This is a genomic window from Paraherbaspirillum soli (genome assembly GCF_042654985.1).
Taxonomy (GTDB): domain Bacteria; phylum Pseudomonadota; class Gammaproteobacteria; order Burkholderiales; family Burkholderiaceae_D; genus Paraherbaspirillum; species Paraherbaspirillum soli.
Genome location: NZ_JBHSMT010000005.1, coordinates 255317 through 279830 on the forward strand (window position 1 = coordinate 255317; position 24514 = coordinate 279830).

Annotated in this window: 17 protein-coding genes and 1 other RNA gene; 9 read left to right on the top strand and 9 right to left on the bottom strand. The window is 58.3% G+C overall.

Going from position 1 to position 24514, the window contains the following annotated elements; all coding sequences use genetic code 11:
• Window positions 1-14 precede the first annotated feature (14 nt).
• Window positions 15-2654 carry a DNA gyrase subunit A gene (gene gyrA, locus ACFPM8_RS02035; RefSeq protein ID WP_378994435.1) on the bottom strand — a complete coding sequence of 880 codons (2640 nt, stop codon included), beginning with the start codon at window positions 2652-2654 and terminating at the stop codon, window positions 15-17.
• A 291-nt stretch (window positions 2655-2945) separates the two neighbouring features.
• Here gyrA and ACFPM8_RS02040 point away from each other — a divergent pair, with 291 nt between their 5' ends.
• From ACFPM8_RS02040 to ssrA, 6 genes are all read left to right on the top strand, one after another.
• On the top strand, window positions 2946-3644 hold the full coding sequence (locus ACFPM8_RS02040) for an OmpA family protein (RefSeq protein ID WP_378994437.1): 699 nt from the start codon (window positions 2946-2948) through the stop codon (window positions 3642-3644).
• Window positions 3645-3918: 274 nt separating this feature from the next.
• On the top strand, window positions 3919-4563 hold the full coding sequence (gene ompA, locus ACFPM8_RS02045; RefSeq protein ID WP_378994439.1) for an outer membrane protein OmpA: 645 nt from the start codon (window positions 3919-3921) through the stop codon (window positions 4561-4563).
• Window positions 4564-4688: 125 nt separating this feature from the next.
• A complete protein-coding gene (gene ubiG, locus ACFPM8_RS02050) occupies window positions 4689-5384 on the top strand; it encodes a bifunctional 2-polyprenyl-6-hydroxyphenol methylase/3-demethylubiquinol 3-O-methyltransferase UbiG (protein ID WP_378994441.1) in 696 nt (231 codons plus the stop codon).
• Window positions 5385-5452: 68 nt separating this feature from the next.
• Window positions 5453-6133: an HAD family hydrolase gene (locus tag ACFPM8_RS02055; RefSeq protein WP_378994443.1), complete on the top strand. Its 681-nt coding sequence runs from the start codon at window positions 5453-5455 to the stop codon at window positions 6131-6133.
• Window positions 6134-6378: 245 nt separating this feature from the next.
• Entirely contained in the window at window positions 6379-10014 is a 3636-nt protein-coding gene (locus ACFPM8_RS02060; protein WP_378994445.1) for a DUF748 domain-containing protein, read from the top strand.
• Window positions 10015-10106: 92 nt separating this feature from the next.
• Window positions 10107-10469: a transfer-messenger RNA gene (gene ssrA, locus ACFPM8_RS02065) on the top strand.
• Window positions 10470-10498: 29 nt separating this feature from the next.
• Here the strand turns inward: ssrA and ACFPM8_RS02070 are convergent.
• Window positions 10499-10693, bottom strand: coding sequence for a hypothetical protein (locus ACFPM8_RS02070; RefSeq protein WP_378994447.1), 195 nt, complete (start codon window positions 10691-10693; stop codon window positions 10499-10501).
• A gap of 713 nt (window positions 10694-11406) precedes the next feature.
• Between ACFPM8_RS02070 and ACFPM8_RS02075 the strand changes: the two genes are divergently transcribed.
• From ACFPM8_RS02075 to ACFPM8_RS02085, 3 genes are all read left to right on the top strand, one after another.
• The gene (locus ACFPM8_RS02075) at window positions 11407-13599 is read left to right on the top strand and encodes a DUF6531 domain-containing protein (RefSeq protein WP_378994511.1); all 2193 of its coding nucleotides are present in this window, start codon (window positions 11407-11409) and stop codon (window positions 13597-13599) included.
• Entirely contained in the window at window positions 13596-15992 is a 2397-nt protein-coding gene (locus ACFPM8_RS02080; protein ID WP_378994449.1) for an RHS repeat-associated core domain-containing protein, read from the top strand. The genes ACFPM8_RS02075 and ACFPM8_RS02080 overlap by 4 nt, the downstream gene beginning before the upstream one ends.
• A gap of 529 nt (window positions 15993-16521) precedes the next feature.
• On the top strand, window positions 16522-16668 hold the full coding sequence (locus ACFPM8_RS02085; RefSeq protein WP_378994450.1) for a hypothetical protein: 147 nt from the start codon (window positions 16522-16524) through the stop codon (window positions 16666-16668).
• Between the two features lie 213 nt (window positions 16669-16881).
• Here ACFPM8_RS02085 and ACFPM8_RS02090 read toward each other — a convergent pair whose 3' ends face one another.
• The 7 genes from ACFPM8_RS02090 to ACFPM8_RS02120 all read right to left on the bottom strand — a co-directional run bounded on the left by ACFPM8_RS02090 (window position 16882) and on the right by ACFPM8_RS02120 (window position 24384).
• Window positions 16882-17034, bottom strand: a complete 153-nt coding sequence (locus tag ACFPM8_RS02090; RefSeq protein ID WP_378994452.1) for a hypothetical protein — start codon at window positions 17032-17034, stop codon at window positions 16882-16884.
• A 131-nt stretch (window positions 17035-17165) separates the two neighbouring features.
• Window positions 17166-17906, bottom strand: coding sequence for an OmpW/AlkL family protein (locus tag ACFPM8_RS02095; protein ID WP_378994453.1), 741 nt, complete (start codon window positions 17904-17906; stop codon window positions 17166-17168).
• 126 nt (window positions 17907-18032) lie between these two features.
• Window positions 18033-18179: a hypothetical protein gene (locus ACFPM8_RS02100; RefSeq protein ID WP_378994455.1), complete on the bottom strand. Its 147-nt coding sequence runs from the start codon at window positions 18177-18179 to the stop codon at window positions 18033-18035.
• Window positions 18180-18487: 308 nt separating this feature from the next.
• Window positions 18488-20074, bottom strand: a complete 1587-nt coding sequence (locus tag ACFPM8_RS02105) for a bifunctional 3-(3-hydroxy-phenyl)propionate/3-hydroxycinnamic acid hydroxylase (protein WP_378994457.1) — start codon at window positions 20072-20074, stop codon at window positions 18488-18490.
• A gap of 11 nt (window positions 20075-20085) precedes the next feature.
• The gene (locus tag ACFPM8_RS02110; RefSeq protein WP_378994459.1) at window positions 20086-22014 is read right to left on the bottom strand and encodes an acyl-CoA synthetase; all 1929 of its coding nucleotides are present in this window, start codon (window positions 22012-22014) and stop codon (window positions 20086-20088) included.
• Between the two features lie 220 nt (window positions 22015-22234).
• A complete protein-coding gene (locus ACFPM8_RS02115; RefSeq protein ID WP_378994461.1) occupies window positions 22235-23191 on the bottom strand; it encodes a fumarylacetoacetate hydrolase family protein in 957 nt (318 codons plus the stop codon).
• A gap of 50 nt (window positions 23192-23241) precedes the next feature.
• Window positions 23242-24384, bottom strand: a complete 1143-nt coding sequence (locus ACFPM8_RS02120) for a VOC family protein (RefSeq protein WP_378994464.1) — start codon at window positions 24382-24384, stop codon at window positions 23242-23244.
• Window positions 24385-24514: the final 130 nt, after the last annotated feature.

Consider the following 24514-nt stretch of genomic DNA (forward strand, 5'->3'; position numbering starts at 1 on the left):
ACCAGTTTAAAACATTACTCGGCAGCGTCAGCGGCGCCGCCTTCTTCGACATCGGCATCAACCGCTTCGACTTCCGCGTCGGACTCGACCACTCGCTGCAAACCGCTCAGCTTGGTGCCGTCTTCGACTGCAATCAGCGTCACGCCTTGCGTTGCGCGGCCCATTTCGCGGATCTCCGCGACACGGGTACGGATCAATACGCCGCCGGTGGTGATCAGGATGATTTCATCGCTAGGCTCGACCAGTGTCGCGGCGACCACCTTGCCGTTACGCTCGCTGGTCTGGATCGCGATCATGCCCTTGGTGCCACGGCCGTGACGGGTGTATTCGGCGATCGGCGTGCGTTTGCCGTAACCGTTTTCGGTCGCGGTCAACACCGATTGCTGTTCGTTTTCGGCTACCAGCAACGCGATCACTTGCTGACCTTCGTCCAGATTCATGCCGCGCACGCCGCGCGCGGTACGCCCCATCGGACGAACGTCGTTTTCGTCAAAGCGCACTGCCTTGCCGGCATCGGAGAACAGCATCACATCGTGCTGACCGTCGGTCAGTGCCGCGCCAATCAGGAAATCTCCTTCGTCCAGGTCGACCGCAATGATGCCGGCTTTGCGTGGATTGCTGAAATCGGACAGTGGCGTCTTCTTGACGGTGCCCAGGCTGGTCGACATGAATACATAACGGTCTTCCGGGAACGCGCGGTTATCGCCGGACAACGGCAATACCACAGTGATCTTTTCGCCGTCCTGCAACGGGAACATGTTGACGATCGGCTTGCCGCGCGAGTTGCGCGAGCCTTGCGGCACTTCCCAGATCTTGAGCCAGTAGAGGCGGCCGCGATTGCTGAAGCACAGGATGTAATCGTGGGTATTGCCGACGAACAGCTGGTCGATCCAGTCGTCGTCCTTGGTGGCCATCGCTTGCTTGCCGCGACCGCCGCGCTTTTGCGCGCGATACTCGGACACCGGCTGCGATTTCATGTAGCCGGTATGCGACAGGGTCACCACCATGTCTTGCGGGGTGATCAGATCTTCGGTGCCGAGATCGGTCGGATTCAATTCGATCTGCGAGCGACGCTCATCCTTGTTGCCGATGCCGTATTCGTTCTTGGCGGCGGTCATCTCGTCGGTGATGATGACGGTGACGCGCTCCGGCTTGGCCAGGATATCCAGCAAATCGGCGATCTGCGTCATCACGTCTTTGTACTCGTTGACGATCTTGTCCTGTTCCAGGCCGGTCAGGCGTTGCAAACGCATTTGCAGGATTTCCTGCGCCTGATCGTCCGACAGCTTGTACAAGCCATCGGTCTGGATACCGTAATGCTTCGGCAGATTTTCTGGACGGAAGGCTTCGATGCCGCCGGTGTTTTCGGCACCGGTACGGGCCAGCATTTCACGCACCATGGAAGAATCCCAGGCACGCGACATCAACTCGGATTTCGCTACCGGCGGTGTCGGCGCCGCCTTGATCAGGGCGATGAAGTCATCGATGTTGGCCAGCGCCACGGCCAGGCCTTCCAACACGTGACCGCGTTCGCGTGCCTTGCGCAATTCGAATACGGTACGGCGCGTAACGACTTCACGGCGGTGCGACAGGAAGCACTCCAGCATTTGCTTCAGGTTCAGCAGTTTCGGCTGGCCATCGACCAGCGCCACCATGTTCATGCCGAACGTGTCTTGCAGCTGAGTTTGCTTGTACAGATTATTCAGGACGACTTCGGCGACCTCGCCACGCTTCAGTTCGATCACCACGCGCATGCCGGATTTGTCGGACTCGTCGCGCAGATCGGAAATACCTTCCAGCTTCTTGTCGCGCACCAGCTCGGCGATACGCTCCAGCAGCGCCTTCTTGTTTACCTGGTATGGCAGTTCGTCGATGATGATCGCGGTGCGGCCTTCGCGGCCGAATTCCTCGAAGTGGGTCTTGGCCCGCATCACGACACGGCCGCGGCCGGTGCGATAACCGTCGCGCACGCCGGACACGCCGTAAATGATGCCGGCGGTCGGGAAATCCGGCGCCGGAATGATTTCGATCAGCTCGTCGATCGTGCAATCGGCATTGCGCAATACGTGCAAGGCGCCGTCGATCACTTCAGTGAGATTGTGCGGCGGGATATTGGTCGCCATACCGACCGCGATGCCGGACGAACCGTTGATCAGCAGGTTCGGGATGCGCGTCGGCAGCACCGATGGCTCTTTTTCCTTGCCGTCGTAGTTAGGCACGAAATCGACGGTTTCCTTGTCCAGGTCGGCCAGCAGTTCGCCGGCGATCTTGTCCAGGCGGCACTCGGTATAACGCATCGCCGCGGCGCCGTCGCCGTCGATCGAGCCGAAATTGCCCTGGCCGTCGACCAGCATGTAACGCAAGGAAAACGGTTGCGCCATCCGCACCAGCGTATCGTAGATCGACGCGTCGCCGTGCGGGTGGTACTTACCCATGGTCTCACCGACCACACGGGCGCATTTGACGAACGGGCGATTCCAGACATTGTTCATTTCATGCATCGCGAACAAGACCCGGCGATGCACCGGCTTGAGGCCGTCGCGCACATCCGGCAATGCACGCCCAACGATTACGCTCATCGCGTAATCGAGGTAGCTTTTGCGCATTTCTTCTTCGAGGGAAATCGGGATTGTTTCTTTAGCGAATTGATCCATTAGCGAGTCGGCGAGTCTTTACTTGGGTTGATCGATCACAGATAGGTAAAAAACCAGCACTTGAAACTGAATTACTGGTGCGAGACCAGGCACAGCACAGAATGACGGTAATAAGACTCGTGATTTTAGCATGCGAGGGACCTGCTCCCGGCTTTTCAGCCAAGGCGAACGCCATGCGGTGCACCTCGGAAAATTTGCTGCCCATGGAAAATATGTTTAAATGCGGCCTCACTAGGCAATCAGGCGCCGTTCGTTCGGTCCGCCGCCCCCATTCAGGAAGAAAAACAATTTATGCGTCATACCATTGTGCTGAGCCTGCTCTTAGGCTCGGCTCTCAGCTCTGCGGCAAACCTCGGCTTTACCCAAACTACCGATATTCAAGCCAATCCGACATCCAGCGCTTATCTGCAAGACGGACGCGGCCCGATTGTTCGCAGCCAGGATGGCTTATGCTGGCGCACCGGCTATTGGGACTCGGATAGCGCCGTCACAGGTTGCGACGGCGAATTGATTCCACCAATCATGAAAGCCACGGCACCGGCGCTGGTAACCAATCCACTGGCCGCCAGCACGGAAGCGCCGCCGGCGCCTGTCGTTGCCCGCTGCGAAATGCCGATGACGCTGGCGAGCGACCAGATTTTCGGCTTCTCCAAGGCAACCGTGACCGAAGCCGCCAAGCGACGTATCGACCAGGAAGTCATTGCCAAACTTAAATCGCCGAGCTGCGGCAGCCTGGATTCCATTGTTGTGACCGGACATACCGATCGTATTGGCTCGGAGAAATACAACCAAAAACTATCCGAGCAGCGCGCGGCTAATGTTGCCACTTACTTAAAGAGCAAAGGCATCAGCGCCAAAATGAAGATCGTCGGCGCCGGCAAATCACAATCCATTTCAAACTGCAGCGACAAATTAAGCCATCAACAGCTGATTAACTGTCTCAGCCCGGATCGCAGGGTACTGATCGAGGCGCAAAGCTCGTCAAAATAAAATAGATAATTTCCTTGTGGCGATATATGATGTTGCCCGAATGGATGTTTTCATAATGTTATGTTGTATGGAAACAACAAAGCAGACGAAACCTGTGCTGGATCATTTGGCATGCTTCGCTAGCAATAGAAGCCTGTGGCAGAATGGTGGCTAAGTTCATTGCATGCAGTCAATACCGCATGTGACGGCCTGAACCACGTGATACTATCCAATTTTTGATGTCGTATATTAGTTGCGCAGTTAATCTGCGGATATCTCAACCGAGAGGAGAAACATGAATAAATTAGCAAAACTCGTCTTCGCTGCGTCCGCAGTCGTCGCACTCTCTGCCTCTGCGCAGGAAATCACAGATATCCAAGCAAGCTCCCCAAACAGTGCTTATGTACAAGATGCACGTGGCACTATTGCACGTGATCCGTACGGCCTGTGCTGGCACACTGGCTACTGGACACCGGCTGATTCGGTTCCTGGCTGCGATGGCGAAATTGCCCAAGCTGCACCAGCTCCAGTTGCTCCAACACCTGCACCAGCTCCAGCAGTTGTACCACCAGCACCAACTTCGGAAAAAGTTACTTTTGCTGCTGATGCATTCTTTGACTTCGACAAAGCTGTCCTGAAGCCAGAAGGCAAAGCCAAGCTGGACGATCTGACATCGAAGCTGGGTGACATGAATCTGGAAGTTATCATCGCAGTTGGTCATACCGACTCCGTTGGTTCGGCTGCTTACAACCAAAAATTGTCGGTTCGTCGCGCTGAAGCTGTTAAAGCATACCTGGTTCACAAGGGTGTCGAAGCTAACCGTGTTTACACCGAAGGTAAAGGCAAGTCGCAACCGGTCGCTGATAACAAGTCCGCTGCTGGCCGCGCTAAAAACCGTCGCGTTGAAATCGAAGTTGTTGGTACACGTACCTCCAAGTAATCGATTCGAACTCGATCAAAACCCCGCCTCGGCGGGGTTTTTTTTCGTCAATTGGATAGCAGCATTCCAACGTGTATTTGCGATTTGAAGCCGCAAAACCATACTTTCCAGCTATGATGCAGCCTATGAATGCCGATCCTTCAGAACTCAAAAAATTCAGTGACCTCGCTCACCGTTGGTGGGACCCGGAATCCGAATTCCGTCCTTTGCATGAAATCAATCCGCTACGCCTTGAGTGGATCAACTCACGCGCCGTGCTCGCCGGCAAGAATGTCGTCGACATTGGTTGCGGCGGTGGCATCCTGGCCGAATCGATGGCTAAAAAAGGAGCTACCGTCACCGGTATCGACCTATCGGACAAGGCGCTCAAGGTTGCCGATCTGCATAGTTTGGAATCGGGCATCCAGGTGCGTTATGAAAAGATTGCCGCCGAAGAGCTGGCAGCCCGCGAGCCAGGAAAATTCGATGTTGTTACCTGCATGGAAATGTTGGAGCACGTGCCAGATCCCGCTTCCATCGTGCAAGCCTGCGCCACACTGGTCAAACCAGGCGGCCAGGTCTTCTTTTCAACGCTGAACCGCAATCCCATGGCCTATCTGCAAGCGGTCTTAGGCGCTGAATATCTATTACGCATGTTGCCCAAAGGTACACATGATTACGCCAAATTCATCACCCCGGCCGAACTGGCCCAGTTTGCGCGCAATGCAGGCCTGACCGTCGATGTATTGAGAGGCATGAGCTACAACCCGCTCACCAAAATCTACTCTCTCAATCAGAATACCGGAGTCAACTATCTGATGGCCTGCACCCGCCCGGCCTAGCGTCGAAAAGGAACTGCTATAGCAGTTCCTTTGCTTTTCCTTCTCAACGATCAAGCTCAGGAAACATCATGCCCCTGCCCATACCACGCGCGATTCTTTTCGATCTGGATGGCACACTTGCCGACACCGCACCGGATCTGGCAGCGGCTCTTAACCGCCTGCGCAATGAGCGCGGATTGACAAGTACACCGTTCGAGCAGCTGCGCCCATTCACTTCGGCAGGTGCACGCGGTTTGATCGGCGCCTCGTTCGGGCTCAAGCCCGGCGATGACGGCTATGAAGAGTTGCGCGTCGGATTCCTGGATAACTATGCCGCGGCATTAGCGATCAACAGCACCTTGTTCGATGGCATTCCCGCGCTGTTAAAAAACCTGCGCCAGCGCAATCTGGGGTGGGGAGTCGTGACCAACAAGGCGGCGCGCTTTACCGATCCATTGCTACCCCAGATCGGCCTTGAACACGCAGACTGTGTCATTTCCGGCGACACCACGGCGCATTCGAAACCGCATCCGGCACCGCTGCTGGAAGCGGCACGGCGCCTGAACCTGCAACCGCATGAGTGCTGGTATGTCGGCGACGATCAGCGCGACATCCAGGCCGGACGCGCTGCCGGCATGGTCACGGTAGCCGCTGGCTGGGGCTATTGCGGCCAGATTGAACCGGTTTCCTGGGAAGCAGATGCACTAATCAATACACCCTTCCAGTTGCTGGAGTTATTGCAAGAATCACTGCCGCAATCATCTCTGTAAGACGTTCACTCAATAATAAAAGCCGCACGTACCGAGCGGCATTTAACGCATCCCCGTCGATACGAAGCTGCTCACCGCATGGAACGAGTGGCTAGCCATACATCGGCTTTGGCCGAATGATATGAATGCTGGACAGCATCTTGAACGCAACCAACAGTGAGCAGTAATATCCGGATAGTTTCTGATAAATTCGCGAGCGATGCTCCTGGCAGATTGCAGGCATCGTTGCACCGCAAGGAATAAATATGGCACATGTTCCCCGCCCCTCCTGGTTGCCGCGCGCATTGCGCTGGACCGGCATTTCCATTGCCGTTTTGCTGGGATTGGCATTGATCAGCTGGCTGAGCGTCCCGCCATTGGCAAAGCGGCTGGCAGAAGGACAAATCGAAACTCAAATCGGGCGCAAAGCGACCATCGGCAAGATCGATTTCAACCCCTTCACAATCACGCTGACAGCATCCGATTTCACGCTGTATGAGCAGGACAAATCGACGCCGGCATTTTCTGCGAAATCCTTGCGGGTGAACGCGTCGTTGGCGTCGGTGTTCAAATTGGCCCCCGTGCTGAACGAAGCAAAGCTGGTCAGCCCCAGTCTGCATATCGTCCGTACCAGCGCCGAAGGTATTGGCCGCTACAATTTTTCGGACGTGATCGAGCGCATTCTGGCGATGCCGAAGAGTGAAAAGCCGGCGCAATTTTCTGTCGCCAATATCCAGCTTGAAAATGGCACGATCAAGTTCGACGACAAGGTCACCGGCAAGCAAGTCAACATAGAAACGCTCAACATCGGCCTACCGTTCGTATCCAATTTCCCCAGCGCGGTCGACACTTTTGTGCAGCCACAATTGAGCGCCAAAATCAACGGCTCCCCGTTCGATCTGAAAGGGCGCACCAAGCCATTTTCCGGCAGCAAGGAAACATCGCTGGCGTTCGATATCGACAAACTTGATGTCGCCAGCTACGTCGCATTTTCACCGGTACAACTGCCGCTCACGATCCAAAGCAGCAAGTTATCGACCAAACTCGACCTGAGCTTTGCGCGGAATAAAGACGTACCCGAAGTCATCCTGTCCGGCACGGTCAATCTGGACGATGTCGCGCTTGTCGACAAGAGCGCCGCGCCATTGTTTAAAGCCAAGGCGATTGGGGCCAAGATCCGCAAACTGAATGTCCTTACCGGCAGCGCCGCACTCGATCAAATCGAGCTCCAGGCACCAGAGGTATGGGCCAGCCTGAACGCCAACCGCACACTCAACTGGGCTACGCTCAATCCTCCCGCAACCGCGCCCGCCAGCGCCACCAACGCCGCCAATAAAATCAATCGCCCGGCGCCAGAATTGACACTGGCCCAGCTCAGCATCCACAACGGCGTTGTCAACTGGTCCGATGCCGCCAACGCCTCACCGCCAGCCAATCTGCAGGTGAAACATATAATGCTGGACGTTAAGCAACTGTCGCTGGCGACAAATGCCAAGCCGGCCGCAGTAACGCTTTCGACCGGCACCGAAGGCGATCAACACATTCAGTTCAGCGGCCAGATCAGTCCGGCCAAAGCTGCCGTCACAGGCCAGGTCAGCATCGATGGCTTATCGCTGGCACATTATCAGCCCTACCTCAATGGCTCGTTGGCGGCCGATCTCTCAGGCCAGCTATCGTTAAAAACACAGATTGCCGTCGAAGGTCAACGAGTTCAACTGAATCAATTGGACGCAGCTCTCGACGACTTGAAAGTTGCCGCAAAATCCAGTGCCAACGGCAGCATCGGCGCCTCAAAAATCCGCCTGGAAAATGCCGACCTCAACACCGAGACGCATACCTTCAACGCTGCCGCATTACGCTTGACCGGAATCCAGGGCGATGTACGGCGTGACGCGCAGGGCAAAATCAATTTGCAGCAATTTGTCGCCGGCTCTGGAAAATCCGATAAAACCAGCGACGGCAGCGCCACAAAAAGCGCACCAGCCTGGGTCGCCAATATCAACCAGATTGCCGTCGCCGACAGCGCCCTTTCCTACAGCGACAACTCGGTAAAGCCAGCGGTCGCGGTGCGCGCAGATGCCTTCAATCTGACCGTCGACAATGTCTCCAGCGCGCTCGACAAGCCGATCAAGATCGCACTGCAAACCAACCTCAACAAAAGCGGCAAGCTGGCGATCAGCGGTAGCGCTGCACCGCAGCTGAAATCAATTGATCTTGCGCTTGATGCCCAAAACCTGCCGGTCGCCGCTTTACAGCCTTATTTCACCGACCTCCTGAATGTCACGCTGACCACAGGTCAAGCCACCGCCAAAGGCAAACTTTTGCTGATACCGCCGATCGGCCAGCAAGCATTTGCGAGCAATTACAGCGGCATGCTGCGACTGACCAATTTCCGCATGCTGGACAAAGATAGCATTGGCGAATTCCTGAGATGGAAAACACTGGATATCAGTGGCATCGATGCCCGCATAGGCGGCGCACGCCAGAACGTGACTTTGGGAAAAATTTCGCTCGACGATTTTTTTGCGCGCGCGATTCTGTCCGAAGCCGGCAAGCTCAATCTACAAAATATCGTGGTATCGAAAACCGCCGCAACACCGGCTCCCCCCGCACCAGCAGTGCCGCCGCAAAAGACTGCCCAGGTCACTGCCGCCGGCACCACCACCGTGGCGCCAATCACACCTGCCGCACCGAAAGCCAATGCTCCAGTGATCAAGATCGGACAGATCGTGCTCAAAGGCGGCAACATCAACTACACCGACAATTTCGTCAAACCGCACTACACAGCCAACCTGACCGGCATGGGCGGCACCATCGGTGCGATCGCATCAGACCAACCGCAACCGGCTGCCATCGATTTGAACGGTAAGATCGACAACGATGCGCCGGTCACGATTTCCGGCTCGCTGAACCCGCTATTCAAACCGATGTTCCTCGATATCAAAGCCAGCGCCAACGACGTTGAATTGCCAGGCCTGACGCCGTATGCAACCAAATACGCCGGCTATGCGATCGAAAAAGGCAAGCTATCGATGGACGTCAGCTATCACGTCGAAAACGACAAGCTGATCGCCCAGAACAATCTCCGCATCGATCAACTGACATTCGGCGACAAAATCGATAGCCCGACGGCTACCAAGTTGCCGGTACTGCTGGCAGTGGCATTACTGAAAGACCGAAATGGGCAGATCAATATCAACCTGCCGATTTCAGGCACCTTATCGGATCCTGACTTCTCGATCGGCGGCATCATCGGCCGCATCTTCGTCAATCTGATCGTCAAGGCCGTCACCTCCCCGTTCGCCCTCATCAGCTCAGCCTTCGGCGGCGGCGGCAGTGACGAACTGGGCTACGCTGAATTCAATCCCGGCTCCGCAACACTGACTGCAGCAAGCCAGAGCAAGCTGGATACGATAGCCAAAGCATTGATCGAGCGGCCGGCCTTAAAGATGGACATCACCGGCCGGGTCGATCCGCAAAGCGACACTGACGGCGTGCGCCAGGAAAGCCTGAGCCGCAAACTGAAGGCACTGAAACTCAAAGACGCACTAAGCCAAGGCCAGGAATTGCAGTGGGAAGAAATTACACTCACCGATGCCGAGAAGACGCAATACCTGGAAAAAGTGTACAAGTCCGAGAAATTCGACAAACCACGCAATGCGCTCGGTTTCGCCAAGTCATTGCCTGCCGCCGAAATGGAAAAACTGATCATCGCCAATACCCCAGTCACGCAGGATGCGCTCCAGGCATTGGCGGAGCAACGAGCAGAAGCAGTACGCAACTATTTGGAAAGCAAGGGCCACATCCCGCTGGAGCGGATTTTCCTGATAGCGCCGAAACTGAACGCCGACGGCATCAAGGACAAGGGTCAACCGAACCGGGCTGACTTCTCACTTAAGTAGCAATTTACGCTGCAACGTGAATACTGGAACGGGGGATTACGCGACGGCCCTCACAGAGAGTGTACTAAGTGCGTTACAATATCGATCTGCTTGGGGGCGACCTGGTTTCGACGTGGGTTACAAAGCAGCGCAGGGCATACCGAGGACCGACTACCTCGTAAATACAATCGGAATAGATCTAACTGCAAACGATAACTCGTACGCACTAGCCGCTTAATAACCGGTTAGCTCTACACCATCTCGTCCCTGGGGTGGGCTGGTAAAACAGCAGTAGAGTCATATACAGGGAATCGCTTTTAGTCGGGTTACTTGGCTAAAAGTTAAATTTAGGTGACTCGCCTGAACGAAGCGCGTGCGTCCGCGTCGGCTGGGTTAAATCAAATGGCAGCACTAAGTATGTAGAACTGTCTGTAGAGGACTTGCGGACGCGGGTTCGATTCCCGCCGCCTCCACCAATATTTACTTTAAAATCAAGTATTTAGAATCATAGAGCTGTCATTAATTGGGTTGTTTTTGGGCTGTTTTGGCTCAAGAATGCCAGGTTAATGACAGCTTTTTTATTTTCAAGCGAGGTAGATTCAATGCCCGCTGCCTCCGCCAGTTCAAACCACGCCGGACCGCCGTAGACCGCGTGAATACACGGGGTTGCAAAAAACTGCGCAGTCTGACGATGACTCAAAACGTCTCCGTTTTCGCCCAGATATCGCCCAAAGTTTACTTAGGCGAGCACTCCCGAAACTCACCTTGTCGGAGCGTTACGACAACTATCTGGCCGATGCTGGTCATTTCATTAATTCAATGAAAAACATTCCAGGTAGATATTTGCTCTGCGAGCGGGCCGTATCAATTCCATGTCATGGACACCTCCAAGCCCACCTCAACGAGCTGCATATGATCGAGCCAATCAGCTAGTAGCTGATTTCACCGTTGGCAGCTCATCCCATAATCCTTTGCACATTTGACGTTGCATTGTAGAAACAAACAGCTGTGCACTCCACCATCTGCAAAACCCAGTTGCAGCATCTGCCTAGCTTTCCGGTAACACAAAATTGCAATATATTCACTCCCCCCTTTGCACTGGTTGATGTACGGCATTATTTTTAACGGGAAAGATGATCCCGGTGCAAGGGAGTGAAGCGCTGGTCGCCGTATCTGAACGCTGATTCGAAGCCGGACGAAAGAAATTTTAGATTAGCAAACCATGGTCATGCTGCTCCGGCAAGACCATGGTTTTTTACGTGTACATAAAAGGGAATGTTGATGGCGGGTTTTGGAATGGCAAATATGGTCAGTCGCGGGCGCTTGTTGGATTGGTTTGTCGATCTGGGTTCTATGCAGTATCGGAATAATTTATTTAAACGAAGCGTCGTCGGCGTCGCAATTGCGGTGGTGATGACGTTTGCGCACCAATTTGCGCATGCTGAGTCGGTTGTTTATAACCAGTGGGGAGGTGACAATTGGATTAATCACTTCTCTACGCCGCAGGCTGCTTGTGACGCGTGGGGTATAGCGACCAATTCCGGTTCCTATGTCGCTGGCGAGACCGGCCCAGGTGTTGATTCGGTTGGTTGCATTGGCGCTAGGCCTATTTTGGTCTATTCAGTTGGCGTATGCCTGAGCGGAGCAGCTAAGGTTAGCTCGACGCAATGCGCAGATCCGACGAAGCCGCCACCGCCTCCTCCACCGGCTCCTGACCCTGCCTGCAAGCCAGAGCCAAGAAGTCCAAACGGCTGCACCAGTGATCCAGCTAAAGCTTCAGCAGAGAAGAGGGAGGGGCCGCCGTCTTACTGCCCCAAAGGCAATCCGATCGACCATGGCACCGGCAACAAATTGCAATTGGAATCGGACTACCTCGGCGTCGGCAGTGTCGGCTTGAGATTGCAACGGACCTACAATTCCATTGGCCACCGCAATGGCCGCTACGGCGCGCGCTGGACTGGTAACTATGAGCGGATGGTGTTGACCAACCCGGCCTTTCCAAACAATGCCAGCGTCCGGCGCGGCAATGGCAAAGCGTTCAACTTCGTGTTGAATAACGGCAGCTACCAGCCAGATGGCGACATTACCGACCGCCTGACGCGACAAGCGGACAGCGCAGGCAATGCCACCGGCTGGCAATATCAAGTCGCCGCCGATCAGTCGCTGGAAAGCTATGATGCGGACGGCAAACTGATCGGCATCAAGAGCCGCGCAGGCTTGGTACAAACGCTGAGTTATTCGGATGCGACGACCCCGGCCGCGATTGCGCCGCAGCTCGGCTTGCTAATCCGGGTAACCGACACCTTCGGTCATCAGCTCAATTTCGTCTACGACAGCAGCAGCCGTGTCGTGCAAATGACCGACCCGGCTGGCGGCATCATTGCCTACAGCTACGACAGCGCCAACCACCCGAGTACCGTCACCTACCCGGACGGTAAGGTGCGCACCTATGTGTACAACGAACCGGTCTATACACAAGGCGCCGATCTGTGGAATGGATTGACCGGCATCGTCGATGAGAATGGCGTGCGTTTTGCGACCTTCAACTTCGACAGCAACGGCAACGCAATCTCGACCGAGCATGCCGGCGGCGTCGAGAAATACAGCATCACCTACCCGCAACTGGGCAGCCAAAGCACGGTCACCGATCCGCTCGGCAACGTGCGCACTTACAACTTTCAAACTATCCAGAATACGCTGCGCTACACCGGAGAGAGTCAGCCGGGCGGTGCCGGTTGCGGCGCTGCGGCCAGCAACGTCAGTTACGACGCCAACGGCAACGTCGCCAGCCGCACCGATTTCAACGGTGCCGTCACGACCTACAGCTATGACCTGGCGCGCAATCTGGAAACCAGCCGTGTCGAAGCGGCCGGCACGCCGCAGGCGCGCACTATCAGCACCCAATGGCACGCGAGCTTCAGCCTGCCGCTCAAGATCGCCGAGCCGAAGCGCGTAACGACTTATGCCTACGATGCATCCGGCAATCTGCTCAGCAAGACCGAGCAAGCGACCAGCGACGCGACCGGCGCCCAAGGCTTAACGCCGACCGTGACCGGCACCGCCCGCACCTGGAGCTACACCTACAACAACCTCGGTCAGCTATTGACCGCCACCGGTCCGCGCACCGATGTCGTCGATAAAACGACCTATGTCTACGACAGCAACGGCAACCTGAGCACGATCACCAACGCCGTCGGCCAAGTGACGACCTTGTCGAACTACGACGCCAACGGCCGCGTCGGCAGCATCGCCGATGCCAATGGCGTCACCACCGCACTCACCTACAGCCCACGTGGCTGGCTGACCGGCAAGAGCGTCACCGCCAACGGCACGACCGAGAGCACCAGCTACCGCTACGACGGCGTCGGCCAGTTGACCCAGGTCACGCTGCCGAATGCGTCGACCGTCAGCTACAGCTACGACCCGGCGCACCGCTTGACCAAGATCGCCGACAGCGTCGGCAACAGCATCGTCTATACCTTGGACAACATCGGTAACCGGATCAGCGAGCAAGTCAAAGATCCGAGCGGCGCATTGGCGCGGCAGACCAGCCGTGTCATCGACGCGTTGAATCGCATACAACAAATTACCGGAGCAGCGCAATGAGAGGGCGTTTCACTTTGAATCAACATCGAATCAAGACCATCGTTGGTACCGTGCTATTCGCACTGGCTGGCACGACAGTCGCGCAGCAAAACACGACCACCAGTTACGAATACGACGCGATGGGGAATCGGACCAAGATTGCCGATCCGTTGGGCCATGTGACGACGCAAAGCTATGACAGCTTAGGCCGGTTGATGCAGCAAACGCAGCCAGCCCCGACCGTTGGAAGCAGCAACCCGACCGTTGGCTATAGCTATGACGGTTTGGGTCAGCTGAGCACGGTCACCGATCCGCGCAATCTGGTCACCAGTTACAGCAGCGACGGCCTCGGCAACCAGACCGCGCTGACCAGTCCCGACACTGGCAGCACCAGCAAAACTTACGACGTTGCCGGTAACCTGAAGACCAGCACCGATGCCCGCGGCAAGACCACCAGCTATAGCTACGACGCGCTGAATCGCCTGACCAGGATCGACTACGCCAGCGGCAGCGCGACCCAGTTCGAATATGACGGCGGCGCGAGCGGCGCGCCGAATGCGAAAGGCCGCCTGACGCGGATGATCGACGGCTCGGGCCAAACTAGCTACGCGTATGACGGCTTCGGTCGCTTGCTGTCCATAGTGCAAACCATCGGTAGCACGGCCAGCACCACCAGCTATACCTACGGCAGCAGCGGCAACACGGTCGGCCAGCGCACCAGCATGACTTACCCGAGCGGCAACCGGATCAACTACGGCTATGATGCTGCTGGTCGCGTTAACAACCTGAGCCTGAACCCGATCAATGCCACTGGTGGCGGCACCAATACCGGCAGCACGATCCCGCTGTTGACCGGCATCGGTTATACGGCGTTTGGCCCAGTCAATGCCTGGACCTGGGGCAATAGCAACACGCTCAGCAGCAGCACTTACGCGCGAGGCTTTGACCTCGACGGCCGCATCACCAGCTATCCGCTCGGTGACCCGCTGAACAACGGCACCAACCGCAGCATCAGTTACGACGCCGCCGGTCGGATCGTCAGCAGCAGCCACATCGGCAGCGGCACCGGCAACAACGCCCCGGCCAACTACAACCAGGGCTACGGCTACGACAACCTGGACCGACTGACCAATGTCGCCGGCAGCAGCGGCGCGAATAACCAGAGTTTCCAGTACGACGCCAATGGCAACCGCATTCAGGCGACATTCGGCGGCAGCACGTATGCCAATACCATCGCCACCAGCAGCAATCGGCTCAGCGCAACGACCGGGCCGGCCCCGGCTAAGAGCACCAGCTACGACGCCGCCGGCAATTTGCTCAGCGACGGCAGCATCAGCTACACCTATAGCGACCGTGGCAGGATGGTCAGCACCAGCAGCGGCGGCAATACCGTCAGCTACAGTCATAACGGTCTCGACCAGCGGGTGCAAAAACAAGGCCCGAGCACGATTGTCGCGACCGGCAGCAACAGCTATGTGTATGACGAAGCGGGACACTTGATCGGCGAATACGACGCAAATCAACAAGTAATCGAAGAGACGGTGTATCTGGGTGACTTGCCGGTGGCGGTACTGAAACAAACGGTGACCGGCACTGGCGCAAATCAGACCACGGCAACCAATGTCTATTACGTCTACGCCGACCACCTCAATACGCCACGGGTAATTACGCAAGCTCTTGACAACCAGATGGTGTGGCGCTGGGACAATACCGACCCGTTTGGCTTGCTGCCGCCGGATGAGAATCCCAGCGGTCTTGGCGCCTTCAGCTACAACCAGCGCTTTCCGGGGCAGGTGTATGACCGGGAGACCAACAACTTCTACAACATCCATCGGGACTACGATCCGCAGCTGGGTCGGTACGTGGAAAGCGATCCTATTGGATTAAATGGTGGCATCAACACCTTCAGCTATGTCGGGGGCAATCCGGTCTCATTAACCGACCCTCTAGGACTACAGGCGATGTATCCCACTGCTTTTATGCCGCCTTCTGACCCTAACGCGAAAAATTGCCCAACAGAAACCGGTTGCAAATACACCTTCACAGTCACGTCCAGTGAAGGAGCGTGTCGGCCCGGTGATACTATGTGTCCAGCCGCCATGAAAGCTGCTGGCATACAAGGTCCATATGGCAAGACCACCAAGACATATGATTGGCTGTGTCTTATGAAGCTGGGAATCGCTGTAAAGACGCCAATGGCTGTCGGCGGTTCTGCTGTTGGAAAGTACGCCCCCGGATGGGCCTCAAGACTTACTTCAATCCTATTTGGAGGAGAAGCCGGTGCCTACGTTGGCATGGCTGGAACGGCACTAGCTGACGCGTCCGCAAGTCCTGTTGGCGTTGCCGTGAGCATTACAGGAGCGCTTAAATATCTTGCGGATGAATGCGAGTGTAATGCTGGCAAAAAGAATTAATACGATGTATGTCTCGTAGTAAGGGTGATAGATGAAGATTATAAAGAAAATTCTTGCAGCGATCTGTGTAGCCTTGATGTTCTTTGGCATTGTTTATAAGGTGTTTGTATTGCCATTCTCATCTCCAAAATTTGATTTAATTGCTGCGGTCTTAATCGGGGTCGCGTGCTTGATAGCGGTTATAGTCGGTCGCGACAAATGAAAAAATGAGATCCGCACTGTAAAACACAATCATCGTATGGTGCATCACGTATATGCCATACGAGCGAAAAGTCACCCTCTTGGGTGACTTTTTTTTTAGCAGTGCTGCACTGTTCACAATTAAATGTATGGCGGGTGATGTGATCATCAAATGCGTCATTTTGCGTCAATCCGTTGCAAGCGATTCACGCGGGAGCGCCAGGCTGCGCGGGACTCCGGCGTTTTGACGAACTGCGTTAAAAGCAGTGCATTTAACGAAGCCCCCAGGCGTGGGGGGGACTGCGCGGCGCGGGTCACTGTCTTATACGAAGCGCCTTTCAAAGCGAGTATGGCACTCGCTGCGTTACACCTTGCCGAAAGCCTTGCAGCATTGTTTCATCTTGCGGTGTCTACAGCGGCAACAGAAGCGGTTTTAAAGGCAATGTTGTCGGGCATGATCTCGACGATTGATTTTGAAGGTTGGGACTTGTATTAAGACGTTTTTAATTCATCGAAAAACCGCTTGCGATCGATGCCTATCGAGAATTTGTCTTTCCAGAGACGGGTTGTTGAATGAAATGACCTTGCATAGTGCTCGGCTTTCGGCATTCATGCCGTTGATCATCCCCGGCACACCAGCTTTGCCGCGTTGATTCAGATTGCAATAACGACGAACCCCATCATTTAATGCCAAGCCAGTTATCGATAGTCAGTGCGCCGCCACGCCCAACAAGATAAAGCAGCAATCTGGCCCACGATAGATGAATGGACCAGGCATCCGGATAGCCTTGCCGTCGATCCAGACCCAGTTGCGTACTGTCTTGTACCCATAGTTATGCGCCGGACGGAACGGTAATGGCATTGTCACGCCAGCCGACATGGTGACAACGATACTGCCGTCGGTTGGCCTCGCCTCAATCAACGCGCTGGTCGCCTGGTGAGAGCGCAACCGGCCGATCAGCCGACGTGGTACGTCAGCTGACGGCAAAGCGATCAGAAGCGATAGCCGACGTTAAGGAATGTCATCACTGGTCGTATCTTGAGTGTCGCAGTGCTGTCAATTACCGTGCCGCCGGCTGTTGTTCCCGTCAGCGTAGCCGTTGTTTTTACCGGAACGTACGAAACCGACAGACCAACCGACCAGTGGTCATCGATCGCATAGTTTGCGCCGGCACTGAATGCCGGTGACCACGAACTGGTCGCATGGACAGTGGCTGATCCACCGGGGCCCATTTTACTGGTCACGAAATCATTATTGGACACTTGAGCATCGATAAACTTGGTGTAATTGACACCCAGACCAACATATGGACGAAACTTGGTTTGCGCATCGAAAAAGTGGTAACGCAACAAGATAATCGGAGCGATCGGCTTGGCTTTGCCAAGCACACCGAATGACGATAGCGTACCTGTCCCTTCGAATTTCAGATAGTTCGGATATCCAGCAACCGCCTCCACCGAAATATCGTCGGTAACATAATGCGCGAAGGTGAAGCCCAACGTATCGGTCTTCTGGGCAGCGAAGCCGGTGCCAATTTCCACCAGATTGACCGGCATGCCATTGATGCTGTTGACCGTCAACGGCGTGGATTGGTTCTGTGGCGCGGCATGCAACCAGCCTACGCTGATCACATTACTACCGGCGGTTTGCGCCTGCGCCATGTCGACAGCACTGAACATCGCAAATCCTGCCGTCACCACACCTAACCGTTTGCTCATAAATTGCATTTTCATTTTGTCTCCTTTAGGGTTTTTACTGCATGAAAAGTTGCTTATCCAATGCCCTCAGTCCCGTGTTTGCGCTATCGGAAATGCGCGCATGGAAGCGGCTTTAATCGAAAATGACGTCCGTTAATACTTTCAATTGAAATACCTTTGGGTCCTCGCCAGATGCACGCGACCATCGACAACCATGCGCACGATTAGGTCGACGCAGGTCGAGATGCCGTTGATCAGTCCGATGACCTGGCCGGCGGTAATTACGCCGCCGTTTACCTCTCCAGTCACGAGCGCCGCCTTGCCACGCCCGCCGGCCACGAGTGGTCTTATATTCTCGAACTGGTAGGGGTAATCGATCGAGTCATGCCGGTCTCCTTTGTGATTTGAAATCGTTGTGCGCGCAGGCCACAGTGCAACTGCTTCTTAATAATGACAATATAGTCATCATGACTTCTTAATCAAAAATAAAACGTCGCCGTTGCTTGCGGCACGCTGGCGGGCAAAAAAATCCCGCCGCGTTACGGCGGCGGGACAAAAACCTCCAGTGTGGGGGTGCACTGGAGAAACTGGAGATCGGGTTGCGCGCGCGCCGCAGGCTAGGTGGCAGCGCCCAACAAGGCTAACGATTCACGTACGATGTTGTCGAGCTGGTCCAGCGGACCGTCGTGCAGCACGGTGCGGTCCGGTCGTACCACGGCGACCCAGCCAACTGGCGCCGCACCCGGTACCAGGCAGTCGGTCATGTCTTCCCATGAGCCGGCCGGCGCAGCATGCTGACCGCGGTGGCGCAGCTGCACAACGTGGCCGCCGGCCCGCTGCCAGCGCGCCCGCAGCTCGGGAGCCAGCGCCGCTTGGGCATCGCAGCCGAAACCGATCAGGCTCAGATTGAGGCCCAACACCTCGTCGCTGGGCAGGCAGGCCGCATGCGTGGCGCTGCGCACCAGACCCTGCGGCAGTAAGCCGCCGCGTACCAGCCGCGCGCGCCCGCGCCCCGGCTGGAACAGGCCGCACCGGAAGCTGTTGGCCGGCTTGATCTTCAAGTCCTGGAACCAGGGCCGGGTGAAGGGGACGCGCTGCAACAGCGCCATCGTGCCGTGCACGCACAGCGCCCCCAGCCGGTTGCGCGGCATAACCAGGCGACCCATCAGCAACGCCAGCTGGATGATGGACTTGGCATGCGGGCGGCGCTCGGTGTCGTAGCTGTCGAGAATGGACGACGCGGCACGCCCGTGCACCACCCAGGCCAGCTTCCAGCACAGGTTGGCCGCGTCGCGCAGGCCCGCCACCAGGCCCTGGCCCACGAACGGCGGCGTGATGTGGGCCGCGTCGCCGGCCAAGAACACACGACCGCGCGAGAAGCGTTCGACGATGCGGGCGTGAAAGCGGTACACGGCGGTGCGCTCGATGGTGACTTGGTCGATGTCGCACCAGGGCGCCAGCAGCTCGCGGATCTTTTCCGGCCGCTCCATCTGCTCGCGTGTCTCGCCCGGGGCCAACTTGAACTCCCAGCGCTGGCGATCACCCGGCGCCACCATGTGCGGCGTCGGTCGGCGCGGGTCGCAGATGAATTCCACGTGGTCGATCGGATCGGGCACGCCGATGGCGTCGACCACCAGCCAGTCCTCGCTAAAGGTCTGGCCATCGAAGCCCAGGCCGGTGCGCTGGCGCACCGGCGAGCTGGCGCCGTCAACACCGACCAGGTAGCGGGCCCGCACCGTGGCTAGCGCGCCGTCGGCCTGCCGGAGGGTGGCGCTGACCCCATCGGCGGTCTCGGTATAGTCCACCAGTTCGGTGTCCAGCACGGTCTGCACGCAGGAATAGAGAGCCAGCCTGGCGCGCAAGGTGCGCTCCAGCTCCGGCTGGTAAAAGGTCACCAGGCGCGGATGACCATCCTGCTCGCCGGCGGTGTTGGCGCGCGCGTAGCGGCCGAACAGCGGCGAATGCATCTGCACCTTGGCGATGGCGTGGGTAGCGAACGCGCCTTCCTCCAGGCCAGCCAGCTGCAGGATGCGTAGCGCCTCGTTGTCGAGCGCGATGGCGCGCGGCATGGTGAACACGTCGCTGGCCTTGTCGATTGCCAGTGTGCGCACGCCGTAGCGACCCAGCAAGTTGGCGGCGGCGGCGCCGACCGGACCGAGGCCGACTAGCAGCACGTCGACGGTGTCGGGCAAGGGAGTAGTCATGGTGATTCCTTTCAGGCCTGTGACAGGATGTCGATGGCGTAGCTGAAGCCGGCCAACGCAGCGCGGGCACGCTCGCCGTGTGGCGCTTCGACCAGGATGGTGGCGACCGCGCCACGGCGGGCGTCGGCCTGCACCCGGACGCTGGCGTCAATGCTGTGCTGGGCCAATCGCTGGCGAAACACGTGGGCGGCAGCGCGCATGCGCAGCTCGGCCTTGGCAACTTTGCCGACCGCCGTCAGCGCCATTTGCTCCAGCACCTCGATTCGCACCGGAACGGCGGCCGGTTCCGGCACCAGCCGGCGGGCGGCGGCCAGCAGCGTCTCCGGCAGGATGATGGCGTTGGCTTTCAGCGTGACATAGGCCACCGGCAGTTCGCCCGCGTGTTCGTCCGGCTGGCCGACGGCGGCCGCCATGGCCACGGCCGGATGGCGCAGCAACGCGTCCTCGATCATGGCCGGATCGATGTTATGGCCGCCCCGGATGATCAAATCCTTGGCACGGCCGGTCAGGTGCAGGAAGCCGTCCGCGTCCAGATAGCCGAGATCCCCCGTGTTGAGCCAACCCGGCGCCAGCCAGATGCCCCGGTTGTCGTGTCCATTCAGGTAACCGGGGAACACGTTAGGGCCGGACACGCCGATCACGCCGGTCTCGCCGCTGGCGCAGGGGCGCACGGCCAGGCCGGCGCTATCGACCTGCCATACCTGCAAGTCCTGGTGCGGCAGGCGCAGACCGACGCTGCCGGCGCGGTGACCGCCGTCGGTAGGATTGAGCGAGGAGATGCAGGCGCCCTCGGTCAGGCCGTAGCCCTCGCACAGCGGGATGCCGGCCGCCGCTTCGAAGCGGCGTGCCACTTCGGCAGGCAACGGCGCCGCGCCGCAAAAGGCGTGGCGCAGCGAGGACAGGTCGGCGCCGTCGCGCGGCAGGCCGGCCAGGGTGGCGAAGATGGTGGGCACGCCGCTGAAGCTAGTGGCGCGGAAGCGCTCCACCAGGCGCCAGAAGTTAGTCAGCACGTCCTTGCCGCGGTAGCCCTGCGGCGTGAGCATCACCACTTCCCAGCCGCAGTGGAATGCGGCCAGCCCGGTCACCATGGCGCCGTTGACGTGGAACAGCGGCAGTCCGCATAGCACCACGTGGTGGCGCGGCTCCAGCAGGCTCAGCATGCAGGCCACAAAAGTTTCGTTCAGGTGGGTGTGCACCGCGATCTTCGGCAGACCGGTGGTGCCTCCGGTATGGAAATAGGCACAGCGGTCACTGCCGTCGATGACGCGACCGGACGCCAGCCGGTCTGGACTCTCCGCCCGCAGCGCGGCATCGAACGGCAGGATGCGCAAGTCCGCGCGCTGCGGTTGGGGCGCAGCCTGATACAACGCGTCCAGCGCGACGCCGGTGGCCGGGTCGACATAGGCCGCCAGATTCACAACGAACAGGGTGCGCAGCGACGGGCAGCGCTCAGCCACCGCCAGCGCCTTGCTCCAGCCATCGCTGTCTGGCAGCGGTGCCAGCGCCACCAGCGCGGTGGCCTCGGTGGCGTTGATGATGCTGGCGATGTGCTCCACATCCAGCATGGGATTGATCGGACTGGCGATGCCGGCCGCCTGCGCGCCCAGCAGCGCGTAATGGGTTTCCGGCAGATTGGGCAACAGCAGCGCGACTGCCTGTTGGGAGCTGACGCCGGCGCGATGGAAGGCGTTGGCGGCGCGCGTTACCTGTTCCAGCAGGATGCGGTAGTTGATGGCGAACGCGGGCGCTTCCGGTACGCCGGACAGCACGAAGCGCAACGCGGTGCGGTCAGGATGGCGGTCGCAGGCTTGCCGCAGCAGTTCATAGGTGGTGCGGGCCGGCAGCTTTTGCTGCCATGGGGTTTGTTCAACAGCGCGCAGGTCGTCCAGCGAACGGATACGAGCAGGCGCGTCCATCGCTACGAGGGTAAAGTCAGACATAGGAACTCCGTAAGTGTGCGGTTCAGGTCAGAGAGAGGGACGGCAGCAACACGGTGCGGCAGGCGCAGCGCTGTTCGACATGGTGATGCGCGGCGGCGCCGGTCCAGCATCAGGTCGGCCCCGACCGCGCTGCAGGCCGCGAGGCCGCACTCCCCCGCCACCGCCATGACGTGCGCGCCCAGCTGCTTAAGCAGGGCGATGGCGGCCAGGCACCGCGCGCTCATGCCGCCACCACCCGGTTGCGCTGCTCTCCCAAGTCGAGCCTACCGTCGTCGCTGCGGATCGCCGCCGTAATGACGTCGCCCGGCCGCAGGTAGGCCGGATTGTCCAGCCCTTTCTGAATGAACAGACTCCATTTTGTGGCGTCCGACAACAGGTGCTTCATCGCCCACAGCGCCAGCTTGCCAGGCGCACGCGCGGCACAGCCGGCCGGAGTGCCGGTAGCGATCAGGTCGCCCGCGTCGAGATCGTGCAGTGCCGATAGTTCAGTCAGGGTCTGGTAAGGCTTGTAGATCATGTCACCGCAATAGCTGTCCTGACGCAGCTGGCCGTTGACAGCCAAGCGCATGCGCAGCTCTGGCCAGCGCAGCCATTCCTCGGCGCTCAGCAACAGCAGGTAGGGCCCGGCCGGGCCGAAGGTGCGGTAGCTCTTGCCCTTGTAGAACTGGCCCTGCGGCAGTTGCACGTCGCGCGCCGAAATGTCGTTGACGATGGTGACGCCGGCCAGCCAGTGGTGCAACTCGCCGTTGCCGACCGTAGTGGCTCCGCGAAGCGAGCGTCGCATCACCAGACCCAATTCGATTTCGTAATCCAGCAGGCGCACGTGGGCCGGCCGCACCACGTCGTCGTGCGCCGATGCCAGCGACGAGGGTGCTTTGGTGAACAGGGTGTTGAAGCCGATCCGCGTCGGGTCCATGCCGGACTCACGCACGTGGCTGGCGTAATTGGTGCCCTGGCAAAGGAACTGGCGGTCGCCGGTGATGGGCGACAGCAGCGCGACCCGATCGAGCGCCAGCAGCGCCTGCGCCGGCGTGCTGGCGTGAGCTTCGTCGATGCCCTCGTTGATGAAGTCGGCGGTGCTGGCGTAGTGGCGCGACAATGGCGCGATGCGTCGTTCGTGCACTACGCCCCAGGCCGGTTTTCCTTCGTGCTGATAGCGGACCACAGTGGTTGCCATGATGCTCTCCTTGGTTCCCTGTTATTGGAATGGATGGTGCTGCGGACTGATTACAGCCACGGGCGCGGGTGGCCCATGGCGCGGCCCAGCAGCTTCAGGCGCGCAATCGACAGCCGTCCACGCCACAGCAACCGGAACACCTTGAACAAAGTGCCGAGGTCGCGCTGGACCCCCATTGAGGCCGGCACATCGTCGCCCCAGGCCCAGATGCCCGACAGCTCCAGCGGCACGTAGTGGGTGGGGTAGTCGGCGGTGAACACGTCGCCGTCGGTGTAGTGCTCAAACTCCATACCATCCGGGTCGTACCAGTAGTCGAACAGCTGACTGCCCAGCACATGGCGGCCGATGCCCCACATGTGGCGGTGGCCGTTGGCGCGCAGCACATTGTGGCCCTGCCCCAGCGCGTCCAGGTCAACCACCTCGTAGGCGCTGTGCTCATACTTTTCCTCGATACCGCCGGCCAGCACGAAGCTGTGGTGGTCGGCCGGCGCGGCGCCCAGGTCGAGACGGAAGAAGGACAAGTTGGGCGAGCCGTCCTCCAGGTATTGCACGTCGGTGGGAATCAGGCCCAGATGGCGCATGTACCACTGCGCCATATTGGAGAAGTCGATGGTCTGCAGCACCACGTGCCCCAGGCGCGCGGCCGCAGCCGGTTCTAGTGGGGGGCGCACTGTGGCGTTCACGCGCGGTAGGTGGCCGACGCTGTTGGTCAGCGGGTGCAGCGGCGCGCGCAGCGGCAGCGGCGCCAGCGGCGACTGATCGCAGACCAGCCACAGCAGGTTGCCTGCCGGGTCGATCAGCTCAACGCCGCTGCCGCCGCCCGGGATAGCGTCGGTCGGCAGGCGGCGCGCGCCGGCTTGGCGTTCCAGCTTGATCAGCTCGGCTTCGTCGGCCACGCAGAAGGCGGTGCCCAGGTAGCGCGAGCGGTTACCGTGCCGCGCCAGGTAGATGCAAGGCGCCGTATCGCTGCCGCGCATCAGCAACTGGTCGGCGTCGCGCGCCACGGTGTGCATGCCGAAGTCCGTGAGGAAGGTTTCGGTGGCGTCGAGATCGCATTTCTCGAACATCAAGAACGCCAGAGCGTTCGCCTTGACCAGCGCGACAGGGCGTTTCAGCCTTTGTACCTGCGGTGGCAGGGCGTGTTCCGGATAGGCCGGCTGCGTGCGCAGCGGAACGCGCAAGGATGCAGTCATAGTGTCTCCTAGTGGATAGGGTTGCCGGGGCGGCGATTTATTATCGCTTCTAAATGACATTATCGTCATAATGACACATATGTCAAATATGATTTTCCTATAATCAGGCTGATGGGCACCGCATTGGCCG

Bases quoted from the DNA above. Each gene is read 5' to 3' on its own strand.
- gyrA (WP_378994435.1), bottom strand. From the start codon at position 2,654: ATGGATCAATTCGCTAAAGAAACAATCCCGATTTCCCTCGAAGAAGAA.
- ACFPM8_RS02040 (WP_378994437.1), top strand. From the start codon at position 2,946: ATGCGTCATACCATTGTGCTGAGCCTGCTCTTAGGCTCGGCTCTCAGC.
- ompA (WP_378994439.1), top strand. From the start codon at position 3,919: ATGAATAAATTAGCAAAACTCGTCTTCGCTGCGTCCGCAGTCGTCGCA.
- ubiG (WP_378994441.1), top strand. From the start codon at position 4,689: ATGAATGCCGATCCTTCAGAACTCAAAAAATTCAGTGACCTCGCTCAC.
- ACFPM8_RS02055 (WP_378994443.1), top strand. From the start codon at position 5,453: ATGCCCCTGCCCATACCACGCGCGATTCTTTTCGATCTGGATGGCACA.
- ACFPM8_RS02060 (WP_378994445.1), top strand. From the start codon at position 6,379: ATGGCACATGTTCCCCGCCCCTCCTGGTTGCCGCGCGCATTGCGCTGG.
- ACFPM8_RS02075 (WP_378994511.1), top strand. From the start codon at position 11,407: ATGACGTTTGCGCACCAATTTGCGCATGCTGAGTCGGTTGTTTATAAC.
- ACFPM8_RS02080 (WP_378994449.1), top strand. From the start codon at position 13,596: ATGAGAGGGCGTTTCACTTTGAATCAACATCGAATCAAGACCATCGTT.
- ACFPM8_RS02085 (WP_378994450.1), top strand. From the start codon at position 16,522: ATGGCACTCGCTGCGTTACACCTTGCCGAAAGCCTTGCAGCATTGTTT.
- ACFPM8_RS02090 (WP_378994452.1), bottom strand. From the start codon at position 17,034: ATGCCATTACCGTTCCGTCCGGCGCATAACTATGGGTACAAGACAGTA.
- ACFPM8_RS02095 (WP_378994453.1), bottom strand. From the start codon at position 17,906: ATGAAAATGCAATTTATGAGCAAACGGTTAGGTGTGGTGACGGCAGGA.
- ACFPM8_RS02105 (WP_378994457.1), bottom strand. From the start codon at position 20,074: ATGACTACTCCCTTGCCCGACACCGTCGACGTGCTGCTAGTCGGCCTC.
- ACFPM8_RS02110 (WP_378994459.1), bottom strand. From the start codon at position 22,014: ATGTCTGACTTTACCCTCGTAGCGATGGACGCGCCTGCTCGTATCCGT.
- ACFPM8_RS02115 (WP_378994461.1), bottom strand. From the start codon at position 23,191: ATGGCAACCACTGTGGTCCGCTATCAGCACGAAGGAAAACCGGCCTGG.
- ACFPM8_RS02120 (WP_378994464.1), bottom strand. From the start codon at position 24,384: ATGACTGCATCCTTGCGCGTTCCGCTGCGCACGCAGCCGGCCTATCCG.